This window comes from Pseudovibrio japonicus (assembly GCF_014651595.1).
Lineage (GTDB): Bacteria > Pseudomonadota > Alphaproteobacteria > Rhizobiales > Stappiaceae > Pseudovibrio > Pseudovibrio japonicus.
Map to the genome: position 1 here is coordinate 187,520 of NZ_BMXE01000008.1, position 20,522 is coordinate 208,041.

Sequence of the window (20,522 nt, forward strand, 5' to 3'; positions counted from 1 at the left end):
AAAATTGATATAATGAGATATGCAACTCGTGTATACAGAGCTTCAATGAACACTGGCACTCCAATGATTATCGCTGCAACCACACTTGCACTTCCGGTTTCTCTGACCGCCGCTGAGCTGCGTCTGGTGGAATACCACCAAAGAAATCTTGCCTACATCATCGTGCCTCGAACCGCCAAGAAACTTCCTGCACTTTTGCTGTTTCATGACTGGAACGGATTAACCGACGCAGCGATCCAACAGGCGGCAAAAATCGCAGAACAAGGCTATGCCGTGTTCCTCCTTGATCTGTTTGGCGGCAAGGTTCCCCAGTCCAGAGAAGAAGCCGGACCACTGGTAGAAGCCATGCTGACAACAGAGCACCAGCAGGAGTTACTGGCAAATGTCTGTTCCGGTTTGCAGCTGCTTGAAAGTGTCGAGGAAGTAGAGCCGATCGGCGTGTCCGTACATGGCTTTGGTCTTGGAGAGCAGGTTGCTGAATGTATCTCAAAAAGTGATATGATGCCTGCGCTTCCATTGCTGGCGGCGGCTTAAGCAGACCCCGCCCGTGTCAGGTTGCAATCTCACGCATTGCATCATTCCGCCTGACCAAATACTAAATGAGCGAAGAAGAACTGTGTAAAGAAAGGAGGGAGGCATGTCCTCACCGGTCAATGCAGTCGTGTTTGACATTGGCAATGTTCTGATCCTGTGGGATCCGGAGAACTTGTATAATGATCTCATCCCGGATGCATCCGAGCGCGAATACTTCCTGAGTGAAGTGTGTCCCTACGAGTGGAACTTGGAGCAGGACCGTGGCCGTCCCTGGGATGAAGCCATCTCAGAGCGTCTCGAAAAGTTCCCGCAGTATGAAGAGTGGATCAAAGCCTACTACGAGCGTTGGGAAGACATGCTCGGCGGTGCGATCGAGGCCAATGTCGCACTCCTAAAGGATCTCAAGGAGAAGGGGGTTCCCCTCTACGCAATCACAAACTTCTCAACCGAGAAGTTCGAGGAAGCAAAGCGCATCTTCCCGTTCCTGGCTGACAGCTTCATCGACACCGTTATCTCGGGTGAAGAGAACCTGCTCAAGCCGGATGCTGCGATCTACAACATCCTGTTTGAACGCAACGGCCTCAAGCCATCAGAGCTCGTATTCATCGATGATACGCAAAAGAACGTGGTCGCTGCACAGGACATTGGCATGAAGGCACTGCACTTCTCGGAGGCAGACAAGCTTCGTTCAGAACTGAAGCAGCTGGGCCTTCCACTTTAGAGCGTATTCCCGAAAAGTGGCTCCGGTTTTCGGACAAGAATACGCATGAAAATAAAGAGTTGGAGCTTGGTGCGTGAATGCATATGAACGCAACACGCTCTAAAGCCAGACACTTGCATCCCGCATCATCTGCGGGAGTGCGGAGCAGGGCGCTCGTGCAATTGACGGCGCCCTTAAGCTCCCAAAAAACTTATCCCCCTACCTAAAACCGGTCCTATGCTTGTTCTCGTGCCCACGCAATCGGGCAGGGATGGACCGTCCGTCCCTCGGCGTGGGTGGGGTTGGGCTACCGGCATGAGGTAACGTATCGTGTCGGGAGGTCCGGTGAAGCGCAATACCCTTTTGAGGCCACAGTGGTGAAAGGGAGCTTGGGGTCGTTCCGGAGGGCGTCCGGTGGTGGCAGGAAACTGCCAATGACACGAAAACGTGTCAGTCGCGCCTGTCCGAGAGGGAGCCCGCGTGTTCATGATAAAAGACCCGGGCGAGGCGAGCAGCCAATGCCGAAGAAACATATTTAACAAGTAGCGCAGGCAGAGCCTGTTCGCCTTGCTCCACCCGTTAAAGCGGGAAACTTCAGACAAAAACACCGCATGGAGAACCACGCGGTGATAATCGTCGTTGTCAGCTTGGATCTGGTCGGAGGCTAGACCTGATGCCCGCAGTGACCTTCTTCAAATGCCCAGATACCAAGACCTTCCCCTTCTTCAAGGATCGAGTAGGCCGCATGGATATCGACAGACACAGGAACGTCCACGCTGAACAGCGGTGGGTCCGCATCAATGTCTTCGCATGTGCAACCAAGCTTCTCCAGCTTGCCCCATTGTTTGGCAAACTCTTCGGGCTGAGTGGTCTCTTCCACCATGATCCGGTAGGTGGAGTTGCCGGAGGCCTTGGCGACGCGGTCAAAGACAAGCTGCCCGCGTTCTCTGTTTGCAAGCAACTCATCGCCATTGGCAACACCGCACGCAAAGAAAGGCGTATTCTCCAGCTTATAGCGATTGCCACCGAGTGAGCGCACCCACACAGTTTCACTCTCAATACCGTGCCAGTCGTGTGGGTCCAGCTTGAAGACAAGCTTGTGCAGATTGCTGTTCTTATTCATGGGGCCTCGCAAATTCTAAGCGCAATATACCCATGCGCTCCTGCGAAGCAACCAGCATCTTGAGTATATGTGTTCAGAAAAGAATGCATGCATACAAAGAATAAAGCCGGAGCATTTGCCCCGGCTCTCATTGATCAGATCTGATCAGAAAATCAGTCGCGCAGCAGGTCGTTCACAGAGGTTTTGGAACGGGTCTGTGCATCAACGCGCTTCACGATAACCGCACAGGCCAGGCCTGGTCCTGGGGTACCGTCTGGCAGCGGTTTGCCTGGCATGGTACCTGGAACAACAACGGAGTATGCAGGAACTTCGCCCACGAAAACTTCGCCGGTGTTGCGGTCGATGATCTTGGTGGTTGCGGAGATGAACACGCCCATTGCAAGCACAGCACCTTCGCGTACGATCACGCCTTCAACAACTTCAGAACGAGCGCCGATGAAGCAGTTGTCTTCAATGATAACCGGGCCAGCCTGAAGCGGCTCAAGAACACCACCAATACCAACACCACCGGAAAGGTGAACGTTTTTGCCGATCTGGGCACAGGAACCAACAGTCACCCATGTATCAACCATGGTACCTTCGTCCACGTAAGCACCAAGGTTCACGAAAGAAGGCATCAGAACTGCGGACTTGCCGACGAATGCAGAGCGACGAACGATGGAGCCAGGAACCGCACGGAAACCAGCTTCTTCAAAATCAACGGCACTCCAGCCGTCAAACTTGGAAGGAACTTTATCCCACCACGGAGCTTCACCTGGACCGCCTTTGATGATCTGCATTGGGTTTAGGCGGAAGGAAAGCAGCACTGCTTTTTTCACCCACTGGTTTACAACCCAATCTCCAGAGGTTTTGTCAGCAACACGCAGCTTGCCGTGGTCCATCAGATTCAGTGCGGTGTTTACAGCATCACGCACGTCACCAGTCGTATCGGTGTTTACATTGTCACGGTCATCAAACGCAGCGTTGATGATGGCCTCAAGGGCCGCAAGATCAATCTGGCTCATTGGCGGCAGACTCTCACATTTAACGGGTTACGAATTAGAGTTACCGAGGCGTACGCAAGCGCAAACCAGAAGTCAATACTCTCTGGCTTCCGGTTGTCTCATCTATCGATTTAGGTTGTTTCAGGTGCCTTGAACGGCTGCTGAGACTGCTCCATCAGCCACTTCTGGAAAGAGGCAACAGGGCGCGTCAGCGGGCGATTGGCGTTTCTGACGAACCAGTAACCGCTCTCCAGAGAAAGGCGTGGCCAGTCCGGCACAACAAGGTGGCCTGCAGCCACTTCCTGTTCAACAAACCGGGTATCAATCGCAATAGCACCCATGCCCGCAACAGCAGCCTGAATAGCCATATTCCGGCTCTCAAACATAGCACCGGAGATCTGGTTGGAATTTGGCAGGCCCGTACCATTCAACCAGCGCGGCCAGTCTTCACGTCGGGAGGATGTATGCAGCAACTTCAGTTTATCCAGCAGCTTGATATCCGGGTTCGGATCGCCGTTACTCAGTTGAGGCGCAAAGGCAACGACCAGATCCTCCTGCCAGAGCATATTTCGCTCCACATGAGGCCATGCTCCATCCCCCAGCCGGATCGCACAGTCATAGCTTTCCCGGTCAAGGTCCACCACGCGCATGCTCGTCGAGATCAGCAACTCAATATCCGGATGCTTCTCCTGAAAGTCCGGCAAACGCGGAATAAGCCAGCGGGTGGCCACAGTAGAAAGGGTAGAAATGCGCAGCTCTGTCCGACTTCTGCGCCGGAAGGCTTCCACTGCATGCTCGATCTGGTCAAACGAATTGCCAAGATTAGAGGAAAGGCGCTGCCCTTCCTCGGTCAGTGCAAGGCCGCGGCCATCACGAATAACAAGAGCGGCACCGAGCTCGTTCTCAAGCGAACGCAGCAAGTGCGTCAGAGCGGAGGGTGTAACGCCAAGATCTTCTGCTGCACGAGCGGCGCGACCATGTTTGGCCAGCAGTGAAAATGCGTGTAGCGCGCGCAGTGAAACCATGACGAATGCCCTTCTTTATGAGTTCTTGAATTAATCTCAATAAAGGGAAAATAGGCATTCGTCCAGATGATCGTGATATTTTTTCTCTTTTGGCCTTATTACGCGCAAATTTTGCAATTTTTGACCAAAACTGCCCCTACTGGAGTTTAATGCGTAAAATGACGGGGGCATCATGTTTTGTAAGAATTACCCTAATTCTTGAGTTCCCTTAGGATGTTATGGAGAAACCCATCCAGATGGTCGGTTACGAAGTCCACATGGGGCTCAGTACCGTTTGAAAGCTCCCAATCCTCACGGAAAACCTCGCGTGTTCCGTCCGGAATAACCAAAACTGTCCGCATGCCAAGAGAGTTTGGTACAATCAGATTGCGTGACAGATCCTCAAACATTGCAGCACTGTTCGGGAGAATGCCATTCTTCTCCAAAAAGCGTCGGTAAGTCTCTGCAGCTGGTTTCGGGACCAGATCCGCTTCCATAATGCCGAAGATATCTTCAAAGTGATGGGTAATCCCAAGACGGTTGGCAACAGACTCCGCATGTTTGCGCGTTCCGTTGGTCAGAATATAGCATTTGCCCGGTAGCTGATTGATCGCCTCCGCAAGCTGCGGATTGGGGTCAAGGACCGAATGGTCGATGTCATGCACGAATTCGAGAAATTCGTCGGCCTCAATGTGATGCTCCATCATCAAGCCACGCAGCGTGGTGCCATACTCTTTGTAATAGGTAAGCTGGAGCTCTCTGGCCTCGTGAACCTGCTTTCCGGTGAGTTTTTGTACAAACTCGGAAATCCTCTGGTCAATCTGATCGAACAGCTTTGAGTGGTGAGGATAAAGGGTGTTGTCTAAATCAAAAATCCAGCTTTTAACGCCGGTAAATGGGGATTGTGTCATACTTTTCCGTTCAGCTATCAGCATTGCCGATATTTGTTGTTTAACGCCAAGCAAAACAGGAAAAAGTTAGGATATCAAGGGAGGCGCCTGTCTTTCGCCTCTCTGGACCAAACAATAAAGTGAAGTGGCGAAAGCTCACCACTGGATTTCGGAGGTAAGATCTGAATGAGATCGGACCCTGAAGCACGATGCATGACTTGGGGGCACGCAGCACACTTAAGGCACGATCAAAGTACCTGCGCCGTGATCGGTGAACAGCTCCAGAAGGACTGCGTGTGCGACTTTTCCGTCAACAATAACTACACCTTCAACGCCCTGTTCAAGCGCATCAAGACACGTCTCAACCTTCGGGATCATACCGCCTGAGATTGTCCCGTCTTCAATAAGAGCACGGGCACCGGCGCGGGTCAGCTGCTTGATCAGCTTACCGTCTTTGTCCAGAACACCCGGGACATCCGTAAGGAACAACAGACGTTTTGCATTCAGTGAACCAGCGATTGCACCAGCAAACGTATCGGCGTTGATGTTATAGGTCTCACCATCGCGGCCCGGAGCCACAGGAGCCACAACAGGAATGAGGTCACGCTCAAGGATTAGCTCAAGAACCTTTGAGTTCACGTTCTCAGGCTCGCCCACGAAGCCAAGATCCAGAACTTCCTCGATCTTGGAATCCGGATCACGGTGTTTGCGATGCAGCTTACGGGCTGTGACCATGTCACCATCTTTGCCGCAAAGGCCAATAGCGCGGCCACCTTCGCGGTTGATGCTGGCAACAATGCCCTTGTTGATGGAGCCAGCCAGCACCATCTCGACGATCTCAACGGTGGCCTGATCGGTAACACGCAGACCGCCTTTGAACTCGCTTTTGATATTCAGGCGGTCGAGCATGGAGCCGATCTGAGGGCCGCCACCGTGAACGACCACAGGATGCACACCAGACTGGCGCAGCAGAGTAATGTCTCGGGCAAAAGCGCGGGCAAGGGAGTCGTCTCCCATTGCATTGCCGCCGTATTTTACAACAACACGCCGGTCATCATAACGCTGCATGTAGGGGAGAGCTTGGGCAATGACATGCGCACGATTACTGTTTTCCGAGAAACTCATAGCGATAGGTACACCTGGAGAAAGAATGGACTGATACGCAGATCACGCGGACTGCGTGACAGGTATATAACCGCATTATAATCACGCCACAAATGTTCCGTCACTTGAACCTGCGTGGATTTACTCAAGTAATGGGCGAAATTGCCTAATGTCTCTCCCGAAGATACTCCGAAAAGCCATCCTCACATGTGGGAGGTAGGAACAGGAAGCCTTGAGCATTCGTACAGCCGCTGCTCTCCAGCAGTCGCATCTGCTCTTCGGTCTCCACGCCCTCTGCCGTCACTTCCATGTCCAGCAAGTGCGCCAACTCAATCAGATGAGCGCAGGTCGCACTGTGCAGGTTGGAGTGTGGAACGCCGGAAACGAAGCTGCGGTCGATCTTGATCCGGTCAACAGGACAGTCGAGCAGGTGCTTCACGGAGGCAAAGCCGGTCCCGAAGTCGTCAAACGCAACCGAAAGACCCATCTCCTGCAGTGTGCGCATGTTCTCCATGGCATGAGCAGCCCGGTCCAGATCAATCCACTCGGTGACTTCCAGCTCAAGAAAATGGCTGGGCGTCGCCGTGTCTTGCAGGATCTTTTGAATGCGGGAAACGATGTGCGGATCGGCAAAAATCTTGCCGCAAATGTTCACGGAGATTTTGAAATCTGGATCAACAAGATCGCCCCAACTACGGCCCATCTTGCAGGCTTCATGGATCACCCAGTACCCAACATCCTTGCCAAGGCAACTACGGAACAGGGTGGAGATGAAGCGGGAAGGGGGCAGCAGACCATTTTCCGGATGCTCCCATCTGATCAACGCTTCCGCGCCAACCAGCTTGCGGTCAGTCACACGCACGATGGGCTGATAATGCAGCACAAACTCATCGCGAAGATAGGCCGAAATCAGAGACCTCTCCAGCGGATTCGGACCAAGCTGACGCGCCCGATGCCACTTGCGAAAGTTCAACCCTGCCAACGCCAGCGTTGGAAATGCCCGGACGAACCGCCGCAGGTAGGTGAGGGCATTGGTACCGGTAGGCTCAGGCGTAAGCGCCCATTGCTGCCGGGCGGATGGAGCTGCGCACATACATCAGCTCCTTTTCCCGGAGGTGGCTTTGTAACTGCCTCTTTGCCTGTCTTTGTAAGACATTCGACGATCTCCCCTTCGACGATGGCCTACACATATTCGAGGGGTAAAATGACCTAGGGTCAAGTAATCACTGGGGGGTCTGGGGAAAACGCCGTAAAACCCGAGAATAAGGGAGAAACCGCAGTATTGCAGGATGGACAAGGCCTGCCTGATATGTTTGAGAGTCCGCCCTCAAGTTGAGAAGGGCGCAGGATCACAAGATGCCTGCGCCGCCAATTGACTAGCCGTAACTGACCAGCTGAGCGATCTCAGCGCGCAGCTCATCCAGACCTTTGCCTTTTTCAGAGGAGGTGGCAATGATCTCCGGGTGCGCAGCCGGACGTTTTGCGAGCAGTTTCAGAGTCTCTTCTTTCACGCGCTCAAGCTGCCCAGGCTTCAGTTTGTCAGCCTTGGTCAACACAACCTGATAAGGAACTGCAGACTTGTCCAAAATGGACATGGCTTCCAGATCGTTCTTTTTGATGCCGTGCCGCGAGTCAATCAGCGAGAACACACGGCGCAGCGTGCTTCGGCCGCGAAGATAGTCAAAAATGAGCGATGTCCAGGCGTCCACCATCCCCTTTGGTGCCTCCGCATACCCATAGCCGGGCATGTCGACGATCTTGAGGATGGAGTGTTCCGCTCCAAAGAAGTTCAGCATCTGGGTGCGGCCCGGCGTGTTGGATGTACGGGCCAGTGCCTTCTTGCCGGTTAGCTTGTTAATCAGGCTGGACTTGCCAACATTGGACCGGCCTGCAAATGCAATCTCGATGCCATCCAGCACAGGCAGCTGGTGCATCTCTTTAACGCTGGTAATAAATTCCCAGGGACGCGCAAACAGAAGGCGTCCCGCCTCCAGCTGCTCTTCTGAATATTCTTTTTCTGAGCTCATGCCCTGCCTTTTAACCTGCAATTTTGATTTGGTCGAGAGCTGTTTTCCAAAGCCTCAGCTTTATGTTTGCCCTCCCGCTTCTTCATCGTGAAGAGCGGGTATCCCAAGCAAAAAACGCGACCCTGAGGCCGCGTTTTTATGTTCATCTCCAAAGAGCAAAGCTTACTTGCTTTCTTCCTTTGGCTTGCGTTTGAACGTGTCTTTCAGGTTATCGAAAAGCTCAAGCTTCACGCCCTGACGACGCATGATGATTCCCTGCTGAGCAACGGACAGTGTGTTGTTCCAGGCCCAGTAGATCACAAGACCAGCCGGGAAGGTTGCCAGCATGAACGTGAACAGAACAGGCATCCAGTTGAAGATCATCTGCTGTGCAGGCTCAGCTGGTGCTGGGTTCATCTTCATCTGCAGGAACATGGTGATACCCATGATCAGCGGCCAGATACCAATCATCAGGAAGCTTGGTGGATCCCATGGGATCAGGCCAAACAGGTTGAAGATGGTCGTCGGATCTGGAGCAGAAAGGTCCTGAATCCATCCGAAGAATGGCGCATGACGCATCTCAATGGTAACGAACAGAACCTTATAGAGCGAGAAGAAGACCGGAATCTGGATCACCATTGGCAAACAACCTGCCAGCGGATTGATCTTCTCCGTCTTGTACAGCTCCATCATGGCTTGCTGCTGCTTTTGCTTGTCGTCCTTAAACTTCTCGCGGATCTCAGTCATCTTCGGCTGCACGAGTTTCATTTTACTCATGGAGACGTAGGACTTGTTTGCCAACGGGAAGAAGATTGCCTTCACGATCACAGTCACGAGAAGGATTGCGATGCCGAAGTTGCCAACCAGCGAGTAGAGCCAGTCAATTACCCAGAACATTGGTTTGGTCAGGAAGTAGAACCAACCCCAGTCGATCATCAGATCGAAGTTGTCAATGTTGAGAGCTTCCTGATAGCCATCGATCAGGCTGGTAACCTTTGCACCAGCGTAGAGCAGGGAGGAGCTCGTAGCAGTCCCACCGGCAACGGCCTGAACCGGATCTGCCAGATAATCAGTCTGGAAATTCTGGGTACCTGCGCTGTAGGAGAAGTTTGGCTGGAAGTCTGTGCCCTGATTTGGGATCAGCGTTGCCGCCCAGTACTTATCGGTAAAGCCGAGCCAACCGGTATCGGTGCGGCCCGGGCGAATGCTTCCCTCTTCCGCAAGGTCAGAATATTTGATCTCCTGCAGGCCTTCGTCGCCGATAACGCCGATCAGACCTTCGTGGAGAACGAAGAAGCCAGCGGTTTCCGGCTCACCGGTACGCGCGATCAAGCCGTAAGGATAAAGCTGAACATTCTCTCCGGTGTTGTTCTGAACTTCCTGCTCAACGGTGAACATGTAGTTCTCGTCAACGGAGAAGGTGCGGGTGAAGGTCAGACCTTCGCCGTTGTCCCAGCTAAGAATGATCGGTGAGGAAGGCGTCAGCTCGCCGGATGTCTCGGCTGTCCAGACAGTATCGGCATTAGGAAGGTTAACCTGTACACCCGGGTCGGCAACCCAGCCATGCTCTGCGTAGTATGGCGCGTTGCTGCCTTTGGGCGAGAATAGGATAACTGTCTCGCTGTCCTCGTCAATTGTCTGGCGGTAATCCTTCAGGCGAAGGTCGTCCAGCTTCGCGCCTTCCAGATTGACAGAACCGGAGAGGCTCGGGGTGTCAATGATCAGGCGAGGGGATGCGGCCAATGCTTGTTCGCGACTGACGAATGATTGAACTGCGGTCCCGCTTTCGGCGCCCGGAGCCACTTGACCAGATGCGCCTTCAGGAAGGGCAACGGGTGCGCTGGAACCGGCTTGTTGTGCATCTTCTGCCAGCTGCGCCTGTTGCGCGTCCTGCTGAGCTTCTAACTGTGGTCCGGCAATAAAATATTGCCAGCCCAATAGCACAACCAGCGACAGCACGATCGCTACGATCATATTGCGATTATCGTTCATCGACTGGATCACTCATTTTCATAAGGGTGGAATAAACATTCATCACTGATCAGTCCGCCTGCACTTTATCATAGGGAGGGTTAGATTTCGCCAGCGAATTCGATTTTGATTGGATAGGGCGCGATTTACGAGGCTTGAATGCATTTCTCACACTTCCTCTAAGGTCCTTTAAAAGCTCCTCAAAGGGCTGGGAAAGTGCAGCTCTCCGGCCAACCAGTACGTAGTCGGCGCCAGTCTGTGCGATATCCAGATCAAGAGAGGCGACAGCGGCTCGAAGTCGGCGCTTAATTCGGCTGCGCTCAACAGAGTTTCCGGTCTTTTTGGTAACCGTGTAACCCATCCGAGGGGCGCCATCACTGCGGGTTTTAGCCGCTTGAAGCACAAAAGCACGCCGAGCTGTCCTTCCGCCTTTGGCGACGGTAAGAAACTCGGAGCGCTTTTTGAGTGTTTTCATGTTTTTGCGGCGGAACTTGGGTTCAATGGAAGTGAAGTGAATGCCGCCGCGCAACGTCGCGATTAAGCGCTAAGACGCTTACGACCTTTAGCACGACGACGTGCCAAAACCTGGCGGCCATTTTTGTCTGCCATACGTGCCCGGAAGCCGTGGCGACGCTTGCGAACAAGGTTGCTCGGTTGGAAAGTACGTTTCATTTTATTACCCTAGCAGAGCCATCGGCTCCAACTTAAACGTTAACTTGGACTGTGCGCCTTGTCCCCGAAATCACCGCGACTCTCTACAAGTTGCAGGACTTTGCGCATGGGACGCGCACTCCTACTCGTCGGCGCTTATATTAGTGTGCGTGCTCCAAGTCAATAATTGCTGCGTTGGAATCTGCGATATCCTGACTCTTTATTTACCTCACAGACCCGTGTGTGACTGTGACCCCTCATTCAAAACCAAGTGAAACTACGGGGATTGCACGAACCTGTGATCACACCGGAGGTCTTTCTAATTGTATGGAAATTGTAATACTTCAATTCACGATCCGAATAGACCTACAAAAAACATAGTAACCTATTCGGCTTAAACTGGCTAACAACAACAGGGGTTTCAGTTTTCGCAGGTCTGACTGCTGAAACCATCTAAGGAAGAGCACATGGGAATCACGGAACACAACGATAACAAATCAGCAGCCGACGGAGCCATCGGTTTCATTAAGCGCTGGGGGCTCCTGATTGTTATCCTTGCTGTGTCCGCCTATGGCGCCTCGCAGGGCTGGCATAAGGAAGTCACACTCAGCAATCTGATCAAGAACCGGCAGATGCTGGCAGATTTCCTGGCGGCCTATCCGCTCCTCACACCGTTTATCTATTTAGTGGTCTACACGCTCGCTGTTGCTCTCTCGTTCCCGGGGGCTTCCCTGATGACAATCACGGGTGGTTTCCTGTTCGGTTGGCTGTTTGGTGGCTTACTGACGGTCGTGGCGGCAACTATCGGAGCATCAGTGCTGTTTGTGGCAGCAAAGACATCCGTCGGCGCAACGCTTAAGGAAAGAGCAGGGCCCTTTCTTGATAAAATGTCTGCAGGCTTCCGCGAGAACGCCTTCAGCTACCTTCTCTTCTTGCGTCTGACCCCGGTATTCCCGTTCTGGTTGGTGAACATCGCGCCAGCCCTGTTCCGCGTCCCGCTGGTTACCTATTTTGTCGCAACCTTTATCGGCATCATTCCGGGCACCTTTGCGTATGCATTCATCGGTGCTGGTCTGGACAGCGTGATTGCAGCACAGGAAATGGCAAATCCCGGCTGTTCCGCCGCAGGAACCTGCGAAGTGGACATCTCCGCGCTGATTACGCCTGAGCTATTATGGGCATTTGCAGCGCTTGGACTGGTCGCGCTCATTCCGCCAATCATAAAACGCTTCCGCGACGCCTAATGCTCATAGAAGATCAATTTCGAAAGCACGGACTTTCTCGATGACACAAAATAATAACTCCAAGATACTGACACCGGACATCTGCGTGATTGGCGCTGGCTCGGGCGGCCTTTCGGTCGCTGCAGCTGCAGCAGCTTTCGGGGTGGATGTTGTCCTGATTGAAAAAGGCAAGATGGGCGGCGACTGCCTGAACTATGGCTGTGTCCCCTCCAAGGCACTTATCGCAGCAGGCAAGGCAGCCGCAACCTTCCGTTCCTCGGAAAAATTCGGTGTAGTTGCCACGGAGCCCGAGGTCGATTTTTCCAGAGTGAATGACCATGTCCATGATGTCATCGCGACCATTGCACCGCATGACTCTGTCGAACGGTTCGAAGGGTTGGGCGTCAACGTCATTCAGGGCGCAGCTGAGTTTATCTCGGCTGATACGGTTAAAGTGGGCGAACAACTGATCAAAGCGCGCCGCTTTGTGGTTGCTACCGGATCCAGTGCCGCGGTTCCACCGATACCGGGGATTGATGATACACCTTACCTGACCAACGAAAACCTGTTTGAGCTCAAAGAGCGTCCGGAGCACCTGATCATTATCGGGGCAGGGCCAATCGGCATGGAGATGGCTCAGGCCCACCGCCGCCTCGGAAGCCGCGTAACTGTCATCGAGGCGCTGCGCCCATTGGCGGTGACCGATTATGACCACGCGGATCTGGTCATCCGGAAAATGGAAGATGAGGGCGTGGAAATCCTCTCAGAGACCAAGGTGCTCAGTGTTGAAAAAACAGAGGTAGGTGTCAAAGTCAGCATCAAGGTGGATGATGAAGCCGAGGGCACCGTCGAAGGCTCGCACCTATTGATCGCAGCAGGGCGTGCGCCGAATATCTCTTCCCTTGGTCTTGAGGCGGCTGGCATCGAGTTTACGCGTCGCGGCATCACAACAGATGATGGCCTGCGCACAACCAACCGCAGGGTCTACGCAATTGGGGATGTTGCCGGTGGTGTGCAGTTCACGCATGCTGCTGGCGCACATGCATCTCTGGTCGTCCGCTCCATCCTGTTCCGCATGCCGATCAACCACAACAGCATCACCATGCCTGCTGTGACCTACACCGAGCCGGAAATCGGTCAGGTGGGCCTCTCGGAGCAACAGGCCCGCACCAAACTGGGTGACAAACTAAAAGTGTTGACAGCAGAGTTCTCGGGCAACGACAGAGCACTGGCTGAAGGTAAGGGCGTTGGTCAGATCAAGCTGCTGGCCGATAACAAGGGACGGCTTGTCGGCGCATCAATTGTTGGTCCGGGTGCTGGCGAGCAAATCGGCTTGTTGACGTTGATGATCTCGCAGAAGCTGAAGGTAGGCGCTCTGCTGGGCGTTGTGTTCCCGTATCCGACCCTGAACGAAGGAATTCGCAGGGCTGCCCTGACTTACTATGCGGATGCTCCGAAAAATCCGTGGGTCCGCAGAATTCTGGCTCTCCTGAGAAAGTTTGGCTGACGCAGTTATGACCAGTAATAACAGAAGTTTGTTGCTTGGTAGGCGTCATCTGCTAAAAATGAGTTAGGCATAGCGCGTAACAACAACCTGCGCTGCACGATTATTGTGTACCAACTCATCAGGTAGGTGGATGGTTCAAGATAGTAGGAAAGTGGCCTCTGAAACAGAGGTCACACCGAAAAAGATGGACACGGATGAAGTCCCGAAAGGGAGGCTCCACCGATTATTCCCTAGTGGAATGGGTCTTTCTGGCAAGCTTCTAGTGCTGACAATCTTGTTTGTCATGCTCAGTGAAGTGCTAATTTTCGTCCCCTCAATCGCAAATTACCGCAACACCTGGCTCCGTGACCGTCTCGCTGTGGGCGGTGTAGCCGCCACCTTGCTGACTGACAGCGAGACTCTGTCTCCTCAGGTGCAGGACAAACTGCTTGAAGCGACAGGCGCACAGGCCATCTCTCTGGTCGTAGGTGAGCGCCGTAATCTGATTGCCATGGAGAGTTCAGAAATGAACATCACCAAGACGATCGATATGACCCATGACTCTCCATGGGAGGCGATTGAATGTAGCCTTCAGTTTCTGATTGGAGGCTACACAGGACAAATCCGTGTGATCGGCGACGTTGATATGAGCTCCGGTGGCAGAGTGGATATGATTTTCCCGGCTTCATTGGTGCGAGCCGATCTGCAGAAGTACGCGCTCAACATCCTGCAACTTTCCCTGCTGATTTCCTGTTTGACAGCCGCACTCGTCTATCTGTCCATCCGCTCTTTGCTGTTGCGCCCGTTGCAACGACTTACCGCCTCGATGCGCCGCTTTGCTGAAGCGCCGGAGAATGCGCGCGAGATCATCAAGCCGAGCGGGCGGGTTGATGAGTTGGGCGAGGCCGAAGTTCAACTGCAATCCATGCAGAAATCGCTGAACCACACATTGAACCAGCAGCGCCGTATGGCAGCGCTGGGAATGGCGGTTTCCAAGATCAATCACGACATGCGCAATCTGCTGGCATCCGCCCAGCTGTTTCTGGAGCGCTTAGAAATGCTGCCGGATCCTACGGTGCAGCGTGTTGCCCCGAAAATTCTGGCGACGCTCGATCGCGCCGCCAGCTACACGAGCGCAGTACTGTCCTACGGAAAGGCACAGGAACCGCCGCCGGAACTACGCTTGATCCGTCTTGCTCCGATCCTGCGTGATGTGGAGGAGGTGCTGGGCCTCTCCAGATACTCAGAAGAAATTGAGATGCACATCAATGTGCCGGAGACGCAGGAGCTGGAAGCAGACCCGGAGCAGATCTTCCGTGTGCTTCTCAACCTCTGCCGAAATTCAGTACAGGCAATGCAAGCCTCCAAGGGCACGTCCGGTGTCGTTTGCCGCATCGAGATCCACTCACAAGTGCAGGACGACATGCTGTGTATCTACGTTGCTGATACGGGGCCGGGGATACCGGAAAAGGCGCAGGAAGGCCTGTTCAAAGCATTCCAGAGCTCGGGCAAGGCTGGTGGTACCGGACTGGGTCTGGCCATCGCCGCAGAGATTATAGTTGCCCACGGCGGTCAGATCACATTGGAAAAAAATGTGACCACCGGAGCGTGTTTTAAAATCCAGCTTCCATATCGGCAGGGCGCGCAAGCGACTGAAAAAATTACAAGACTATTCCCGGCGGATACCAGCAAGGGCTAATTTCCATAAAAGCTGCAGTGTGCAAATGCAGCTTTTCTCTCGATTATGCCGCAAAGCCCTACGTCTTTGTTCTGATAGTCAGAAATTGTTATCCCCAAAACGCGAAATCACTTTAAAAAACTTCTCCAAAGCGCTTGCCAAGGTCCGGGAAGGCGGCTACATAGACCCCCGTTCCGCAGGGAACACGGCCTGCACCGGTAGCTCAGCTGGATAGAGCACCAGACTACGAATCTGGGGGTCGGGGGTTCGAATCCTCCCCGGTGCGCCATTTCCTCTCTTAAAGGAGGTCATGGCAAAAAATAGCACTAGGCCAACATATAATTCTTGTTCGCAAGAAACTGCGCACCGGTAGCTCAGCTGGATAGAGCACCAGACTACGAATCTGGGGGTCGGGGGTTCGAATCCTCCCCGGTGCGCCACTTCTTCTTCCCCGAAAACTTAATTGCTCCACTTCAATAACCGAGTTGCGCTTATCAAATATTCAGTGCAATCAATTGCTTGAAGCAAGGTTCTCTTCTGCGCTTTCTCCCTGTGGAAGGTTTTCCAGCAGAAACTTGATGATATTTTCGCCCATCACAGCTGCGATCTGATCTTCAGTAAAACCCTTCTTCAAAAGCTCTTGCGTCAGGATTGCGTATTCTGAGATATCAAACGCGGTGGTCACCGACCCATCAAAGTCAGATCCCAGTGCAACACTGTTAATTCCCGCAATCGAAACAGCATACTCAATGGAGTCCGCAACACCCTTAGGGCTGATGTCACAAGCAGCTGCATCCCAGAACCCAATCCCAATGAGTCCGCCATTTGCGGAAATGGCCCTGACCTGTTCATCGGTGAGGTTACGCGGTGTGTCACAGATACCCTTCAGGCCCGTATGGGAAACAACAATCGGACGTGTTGTCATCGCCAGAACATCTTCAATCACTGCAGGAGAGGAGTGCGCCACGTCGACAATCATCTCCTTCTGCTCCATCAGCTGCACAACTTCCTTGCCGAAATCGGTCAGGCCAGCCTTGGATTGGCCGTGCAGAGAGCCGCCGAGCTTATTATCAAAGAAATGCTGCAGACCCATCAAGCGCAGCCCGCCGTCGTATAGGCGGTTGACATTCTTGATGTCCCCATCCAGTGCATGCCCACCTTCAGTGCCAAGAATACCGGCAATCATCGTGGAGCCGTTCGCCCGCGCGTCCAGCACAGCTTGCAGCTCTTCCTGAGTGTGAACCACCTTGACTTGTTCCGGATGTTTCTTCTCCAGAGCATACAGGCGCCGCGCCTGTAAAAGAGCGCGTTCGGAAAGCTTGTTGAGTGCCTCTGACGGCCAGCTCTGCAACCGGCCAAGTAAGGTGATGTTATCCGCCGCCTCCGCTGAGTTCTTTTCGTAGTTCTGGCCGCGGGGAGATTTGGTGACGCTTGTGAAGATTTGCACGCCAACATTGCCTTTGACGAAGCGCGGAAGGTCAGAGTGCCCAATTGAGGACTCATCCGAAATATTCCGGCCCCAGAGCAAAACATCATTATGCAGGTCCGCAATCCGAAGCCTGTCGTGTAAGGCCTGCGTATCAGAACTGATGGCATATGGCTCGTGCTCAACAACCACGTTTCGGCTGTTGTCGACATACTGGGCAACATAGCCTGTGCGAAGGGCGCCATAGCCCACAGCAGCAACTAAAACAATGGCCCCTAAACCAACCTTTAAATAAGAAATGCCCATAATATGTGTCCAATATGTTTGCAGTCATCGACCGAGAAATAATAGGTTACCTTAGGGTAGATTCGGTGTTTGTCCAGTTATCTCAACCACGAACTAGCTTTGCTCATGCCCGGGCGCAACGCTTATTTCCTTGTTGGCACAAAGATCCTTGGGGTAAAATAAGCGCGAATTTCATCGGTTTTATAAATGGTTAAAGGCGAGAGGCGTCATCATGAACGCTCAACAACTAGTCGATCTAATTTCCTCACGCACATCAGCACCCCTAAAACGTATGGAAACACCCGGTCCAAATGCTGAGGAGCTGAAACTGATTGTGGAAGCTGCAGCAGCTGCACCCGATCATGGCCGGCTGCATCCTTTCCGCATCCTCGAGATCCCAAGCGATGCGAGGGATGCTTTGGGAGAGCTTTTTGCGCAAGCTGTCAAAGAGAGGCAGGAGGCGCCGACCGATGAGGCACTGGCGCGTGCAAGGGAAAAGGCGCAAAGAGGGCCAGTGCTCTTAGTATTGGTTGGATGTTTTCACGGCTCGGAAGAGACCAGCATTCCAAAATACGAACAAATGATCTCCGCAGGCACTGCTCTGCAAAACATGGTGCTCGTTGCACACGCGCTCGGGTATGCCTCAAGGATTACGAGCGGCGAAAGTGCACGCGCGGCGAGCTTCCATAAAGGCTTGGGTCTTTCTGAAAATGAAGAGTTCCTCTGCTTCATCTCTCTCGGCAAGATTGATGATCCAAGACCTGCCAAAGGACGACAGGAAGCGCAGGAACTCCTTTCAATCTGGACGCCAGATTAAGACAACTACTTCGCCTTTGGGCGGAAGGCCACGATCACATCTGGATCTGTTTCAATGCGCCCTGCACCAATCAGGTCCAGACAATAGGGAACCGCCTGAAACACAGCATCAAGGCAGGTCTTGATGCTGGCAGGTTTGCCCGGCAGATTGATGATGAGGCTTTTGCCACGAATGCCGGCGGTCTGGCGCGAAAGAATTGCAGTTGGAACCTCTTTCAAGGACAGCTGGCGCATCAACTCACCAAAACCGCGAAGCTCCTTCTCCATAACCAGTTCCATCGCTTCCGGTGTAAGGTCGCGAGGGGAGGGACCGGTTCCGCCTGTCGTGAGGATCAGGTCAACCTCGTCTTCATCCGCCAGTTTTTTCAAAGTGCTGCTGACACTCTCAATTCCATCTGGAATGATCTTATGGATTGGCTCCCATGGGCTCGTCACGGCTTTCTCAAGGTATGCAAGAATAGCGGGGCCGCTTTTGTCTTCGTAAGTCCCATCGCTGGCGCGGTCGGAGATGGTAACAGCTGCAATTTTCATAGATATCTCTCATAGATACGAAGGGTTTGGCGCAAGAGTAAGCATGGAGGTGCTCAGGTTCAAACATTAATTGCCCGCTAAAATCCTTGTCCTCCTATTCTTTGTCCCCCGCAGAAAGCACCATGGATTTTCCGGCGGTCTCTTCTGCGCCCCTTGTGTTTCTCACTCTGCATTTTGATAGACTGACGCTGCGTGATTTAAACGCTACTATTCCGTCATTACTAGTCGTTTTTTGAGGCTGACTGCGTAATCGGGGGGAGACGCTGCAACACAGCGATATGCATTTTACCCGTAACAGGAATGGTCTCTTGGAGGTTCGACACCCGCTGGGGTGTGTCGGAGCTTTTTCTCGCATATGCACTGGACTGAAGAGTATCGGTTAAGTGCTCAGGATAGCTCGGTGACTTGACTATTGAAAATGCCCTCAATCAGCCTCAGGGCTGCAAAGCATAAGGAAGCCGCTTAATGCGTAAGGCGCAAGTTGCTGCACTCGATGAACTTGAAGATCGTAAGCCTGCTTATGCACTTGTTGGTGAGGTCGACCTTGTCATTGTCAGGTATGATGATGAGATCTCCGTGCTGTACGGACGGTGTCTCCATCGCGGAGCGCTCTTATCTGATGGGTTCGTCAGAGGTCGCAATCTGATTTGTGGGTTACACCAATGGGATTATCGGCTGAGTTCGGGTGTCAGTGCTTACGACAACAAAGAATGCCTGCAAAAATTTACCCACTTCGTCGAGGATGGCAACGTTTATGTCGATGAAGATGAAGTGACCGCCTGGGCCAAAGACAACCCGCAACCTTACTTCCGCAAAGCTTATCTGGGCCAATACGCAGATTTTCACGGCACTGAAGAAGAACCACATAACAAACTGATACAGACATATGCGCGCTCGGGCTTGAAGGGCACTGGTCATCACGGCGCAATTGAAGCCATGGGGGTACCCACGACAGAGCTACCCCAGTGGCAAGACATTCAGATCCTGACAGCACAACTGCATAATCCGCCGCGTCTGGATGAAGAACCTGTTGGAACCGATGTGGTCATCGGCCCCAAAGCGCAAAAGCCTCTCCATCTGAAAATCCCGCTCTTAGTCTCGGACATGAGCTTTGGTGCGCTCTCAGAGCCAGCCAAAATCGCTCTCGCCCGCGGAGCAGAAAGTGTAGGGACCGGAATTTGCTCCGGTGAAGGGGGCATGCTGCCTGAGGAGCAGGCTGAGAACACGCGGTACTTTTATGAGTTAGCTTCCGCCCGGTTTGGTTTTTCATGGGATCAGCTGGAAAGAGTTCAGGCCTTCCATTTCAAAGGCGGACAAGCAGCAAAAACCGGAACTGGCGGGCATCTTCCGGCCGCAAAAGTAACCGAAAAAATTGCAAAGGTGAGGGGCCTCAAAGCAGGCGAGGGGGCAATCTCTCCGGCAAGGTTCCCCGAATGGATGAAAACAGCAGATTTTCGCGAGTTTGCCGACAAAGTACGTGACAAGACCGGGGGAATCCCGATTGGCTTCAAACTGTCAGCACAGCATATCGAAAAGGATATAGATGCCGCGCTGGAAGTTGGAGTGGACTACATCATTCTCGACGGACGAGGTGGCGGAACTGGTGCATCCCCGTTGGTGTTTAGAGATAACATCTCGGTTCCAACCATACCGGCGCTGGCACGCGCGCGACGCCATCTGGACCGCAGTGGTCGGCGGGATGTTACGCTTGTTATCACGGGGGGGCTACGCAAACCCGAAGACTTCGTCAAAGCAATAGCTTTGGGTGCAGATGCAATCGCATTGGCAAACGCGCCTATGCAAGCCATCGGCTGTATTGCCATGCGCGCATGCCACACGAACAACTGTCCCGTCGGCATAGCAACGCAGAAAGACCACCTTGTTGCGCGTCTGGAGGTTGAGAAATCAGCAAAGCGTCTGGAGAAGTTCTTCACGGCGTCTGTAGAGCTGATGAAGGTGATGGCCCGGGCATGTGGGCATGCGCATATCTCGGATTTCTCAATCAATGACATCACCAGTTGGAAGAAGGAAATGTCGGAGCTCGCCGGTATCAGCTGGGCTGGGCACGACCCTAATGAGTAAATCTGGCTGCTTTGAACAGCAGAAAATCA

At 53.1% G+C, this 20,522-nt stretch carries 19 protein-coding genes and 2 tRNA genes; 9 read left to right on the top strand and 12 right to left on the bottom strand.

Features of this window, described 5'->3' with window-relative positions:
* Positions 1 to 45: 45 nt before the first annotated feature.
* Both IE076_RS19270 and IE076_RS19275 read left to right on the top strand, forming a co-directional pair.
* Positions 46 to 534: a dienelactone hydrolase family protein gene (locus tag IE076_RS19270; protein ID WP_209009285.1), complete on the top strand. Its 489-nt coding sequence runs from the start codon at positions 46 to 48 to the stop codon at positions 532 to 534.
* A gap of 103 nt (positions 535 to 637) precedes the next feature.
* On the top strand, positions 638 to 1,255 hold the full coding sequence (locus IE076_RS19275) for an HAD family hydrolase (RefSeq protein ID WP_189438418.1): 618 nt from the start codon (positions 638 to 640) through the stop codon (positions 1,253 to 1,255).
* A gap of 643 nt (positions 1,256 to 1,898) precedes the next feature.
* On the opposite strand, the gene IE076_RS19280 is transcribed toward IE076_RS19275, so the two are convergent.
* The 10 genes from IE076_RS19280 to rpmH form a co-directional block, all read right to left on the bottom strand.
* Positions 1,899 to 2,357: a DUF4265 domain-containing protein gene (locus tag IE076_RS19280; protein ID WP_189438419.1), complete on the bottom strand. Its 459-nt coding sequence runs from the start codon at positions 2,355 to 2,357 to the stop codon at positions 1,899 to 1,901.
* Between the two features lie 152 nt (positions 2,358 to 2,509).
* Entirely contained in the window at positions 2,510 to 3,361 is an 852-nt protein-coding gene (dapD, locus tag IE076_RS19285; protein ID WP_189438420.1) for a 2,3,4,5-tetrahydropyridine-2,6-dicarboxylate N-succinyltransferase, read from the bottom strand.
* A gap of 110 nt (positions 3,362 to 3,471) precedes the next feature.
* Complete coding sequence (locus tag IE076_RS19290; protein ID WP_189438421.1) at positions 3,472 to 4,365, bottom strand: LysR substrate-binding domain-containing protein; 894 nt, start codon at positions 4,363 to 4,365, stop codon at positions 3,472 to 3,474.
* 191 nt (positions 4,366 to 4,556) lie between these two features.
* On the bottom strand, positions 4,557 to 5,255 hold the full coding sequence (locus tag IE076_RS19295; RefSeq protein ID WP_189438422.1) for a pyrimidine 5'-nucleotidase: 699 nt from the start codon (positions 5,253 to 5,255) through the stop codon (positions 4,557 to 4,559).
* 216 nt (positions 5,256 to 5,471) lie between these two features.
* Positions 5,472 to 6,359: an acetylglutamate kinase gene (gene argB, locus IE076_RS19300; RefSeq protein ID WP_189438423.1), complete on the bottom strand. Its 888-nt coding sequence runs from the start codon at positions 6,357 to 6,359 to the stop codon at positions 5,472 to 5,474.
* Positions 6,360 to 6,504: 145 nt separating this feature from the next.
* Positions 6,505 to 7,431 carry an EAL domain-containing protein gene (locus IE076_RS19305; protein ID WP_189438424.1) on the bottom strand — a complete coding sequence of 309 codons (927 nt, stop codon included), beginning with the start codon at positions 7,429 to 7,431 and terminating at the stop codon, positions 6,505 to 6,507.
* Positions 7,432 to 7,714: 283 nt separating this feature from the next.
* Positions 7,715 to 8,365 (bottom strand): ribosome biogenesis GTP-binding protein YihA/YsxC, encoded by a 651-nt coding sequence (gene yihA, locus IE076_RS19310; RefSeq protein ID WP_189438425.1) that lies wholly within the window; start codon positions 8,363 to 8,365, stop codon positions 7,715 to 7,717.
* Between the two features lie 162 nt (positions 8,366 to 8,527).
* Positions 8,528 to 10,336 (bottom strand): membrane protein insertase YidC, encoded by a 1,809-nt coding sequence (gene yidC, locus IE076_RS19315; protein WP_189438426.1) that lies wholly within the window; start codon positions 10,334 to 10,336, stop codon positions 8,528 to 8,530.
* A 49-nt stretch (positions 10,337 to 10,385) separates the two neighbouring features.
* Positions 10,386 to 10,790 (bottom strand): ribonuclease P protein component, encoded by a 405-nt coding sequence (gene rnpA / locus IE076_RS19320; RefSeq protein WP_209009287.1) that lies wholly within the window; start codon positions 10,788 to 10,790, stop codon positions 10,386 to 10,388.
* Positions 10,791 to 10,852: 62 nt separating this feature from the next.
* A complete protein-coding gene (gene rpmH / locus IE076_RS19325) occupies positions 10,853 to 10,987 on the bottom strand; it encodes a 50S ribosomal protein L34 (RefSeq protein WP_189438428.1) in 135 nt (44 codons plus the stop codon).
* A gap of 446 nt (positions 10,988 to 11,433) precedes the next feature.
* Here rpmH and IE076_RS19330 point away from each other — a divergent pair, with 446 nt between their 5' ends.
* The 5 genes from IE076_RS19330 (at position 11,434) to IE076_RS19350 (ending at position 15,793) form a co-directional block, all read left to right on the top strand.
* Positions 11,434 to 12,210 (top strand): TVP38/TMEM64 family protein, encoded by a 777-nt coding sequence (locus IE076_RS19330; protein ID WP_189438429.1) that lies wholly within the window; start codon positions 11,434 to 11,436, stop codon positions 12,208 to 12,210.
* A 40-nt stretch (positions 12,211 to 12,250) separates the two neighbouring features.
* Entirely contained in the window at positions 12,251 to 13,696 is a 1,446-nt protein-coding gene (locus IE076_RS19335) for a dihydrolipoyl dehydrogenase family protein (RefSeq protein WP_189438430.1), read from the top strand.
* A 130-nt stretch (positions 13,697 to 13,826) separates the two neighbouring features.
* Entirely contained in the window at positions 13,827 to 15,374 is a 1,548-nt protein-coding gene (locus tag IE076_RS19340) for a sensor histidine kinase (RefSeq protein ID WP_209009289.1), read from the top strand.
* A 191-nt stretch (positions 15,375 to 15,565) separates the two neighbouring features.
* A tRNA-Arg gene (locus tag IE076_RS19345) sits at positions 15,566 to 15,642 on the top strand.
* 74 nt (positions 15,643 to 15,716) lie between these two features.
* Positions 15,717 to 15,793, top strand: a tRNA-Arg gene (locus IE076_RS19350).
* 71 nt (positions 15,794 to 15,864) lie between these two features.
* Here IE076_RS19350 and IE076_RS19355 read toward each other — a convergent pair.
* Positions 15,865 to 17,085, bottom strand: coding sequence for a dipeptidase (locus IE076_RS19355; RefSeq protein WP_189438431.1), 1,221 nt, complete (start codon positions 17,083 to 17,085; stop codon positions 15,865 to 15,867).
* Positions 17,086 to 17,296: 211 nt separating this feature from the next.
* Here IE076_RS19355 and IE076_RS19360 point away from each other — a divergent pair, with 211 nt between their 5' ends.
* Positions 17,297 to 17,881, top strand: coding sequence for a nitroreductase family protein (locus IE076_RS19360; RefSeq protein WP_189438432.1), 585 nt, complete (start codon positions 17,297 to 17,299; stop codon positions 17,879 to 17,881).
* A gap of 5 nt (positions 17,882 to 17,886) precedes the next feature.
* On the opposite strand, the gene mog is transcribed toward IE076_RS19360, so the two are convergent.
* On the bottom strand, positions 17,887 to 18,411 hold the full coding sequence (gene mog / locus IE076_RS19365) for a molybdopterin adenylyltransferase (protein ID WP_189438433.1): 525 nt from the start codon (positions 18,409 to 18,411) through the stop codon (positions 17,887 to 17,889).
* A 465-nt stretch (positions 18,412 to 18,876) separates the two neighbouring features.
* Between mog and IE076_RS19370 the strand changes: the two genes are divergently transcribed.
* Complete coding sequence (locus IE076_RS19370) at positions 18,877 to 20,493, top strand: glutamate synthase-related protein (RefSeq protein ID WP_189438434.1); 1,617 nt, start codon at positions 18,877 to 18,879, stop codon at positions 20,491 to 20,493.
* Positions 20,494 to 20,522 lie beyond the last annotated feature (29 nt).

Coding starts and splice junctions, on each gene's coding strand:
- IE076_RS19270 (WP_209009285.1), top strand. CDS start 46: ATGAACACTGGCACTCCAATGATTATCGCTGCAACCACACTTGCACTT.
- IE076_RS19275 (WP_189438418.1), top strand. CDS start 638: ATGTCCTCACCGGTCAATGCAGTCGTGTTTGACATTGGCAATGTTCTG.
- IE076_RS19280 (WP_189438419.1), bottom strand. CDS start 2,357: ATGAATAAGAACAGCAATCTGCACAAGCTTGTCTTCAAGCTGGACCCA.
- dapD (WP_189438420.1), bottom strand. CDS start 3,361: ATGAGCCAGATTGATCTTGCGGCCCTTGAGGCCATCATCAACGCTGCG.
- IE076_RS19290 (WP_189438421.1), bottom strand. CDS start 4,365: ATGGTTTCACTGCGCGCGCTACACGCATTTTCACTGCTGGCCAAACAT.
- IE076_RS19295 (WP_189438422.1), bottom strand. CDS start 5,255: ATGACACAATCCCCATTTACCGGCGTTAAAAGCTGGATTTTTGATTTA.
- argB (WP_189438423.1), bottom strand. CDS start 6,359: ATGAGTTTCTCGGAAAACAGTAATCGTGCGCATGTCATTGCCCAAGCT.
- IE076_RS19305 (WP_189438424.1), bottom strand. CDS start 7,431: ATGTGCGCAGCTCCATCCGCCCGGCAGCAATGGGCGCTTACGCCTGAG.
- yihA (WP_189438425.1), bottom strand. CDS start 8,365: ATGAGCTCAGAAAAAGAATATTCAGAAGAGCAGCTGGAGGCGGGACGC.
- yidC (WP_189438426.1), bottom strand. CDS start 10,336: ATGAACGATAATCGCAATATGATCGTAGCGATCGTGCTGTCGCTGGTT.
- rnpA (WP_209009287.1), bottom strand. CDS start 10,790: ATGAAAACACTCAAAAAGCGCTCCGAGTTTCTTACCGTCGCCAAAGGC.
- rpmH (WP_189438428.1), bottom strand. CDS start 10,987: ATGAAACGTACTTTCCAACCGAGCAACCTTGTTCGCAAGCGTCGCCAC.
- IE076_RS19330 (WP_189438429.1), top strand. CDS start 11,434: ATGGGAATCACGGAACACAACGATAACAAATCAGCAGCCGACGGAGCC.
- IE076_RS19335 (WP_189438430.1), top strand. CDS start 12,251: ATGACACAAAATAATAACTCCAAGATACTGACACCGGACATCTGCGTG.
- IE076_RS19340 (WP_209009289.1), top strand. CDS start 13,827: ATGGTTCAAGATAGTAGGAAAGTGGCCTCTGAAACAGAGGTCACACCG.
- IE076_RS19355 (WP_189438431.1), bottom strand. CDS start 17,085: ATGGGCATTTCTTATTTAAAGGTTGGTTTAGGGGCCATTGTTTTAGTT.
- IE076_RS19360 (WP_189438432.1), top strand. CDS start 17,297: ATGAACGCTCAACAACTAGTCGATCTAATTTCCTCACGCACATCAGCA.
- mog (WP_189438433.1), bottom strand. CDS start 18,411: ATGAAAATTGCAGCTGTTACCATCTCCGACCGCGCCAGCGATGGGACT.
- IE076_RS19370 (WP_189438434.1), top strand. CDS start 18,877: ATGCGTAAGGCGCAAGTTGCTGCACTCGATGAACTTGAAGATCGTAAG.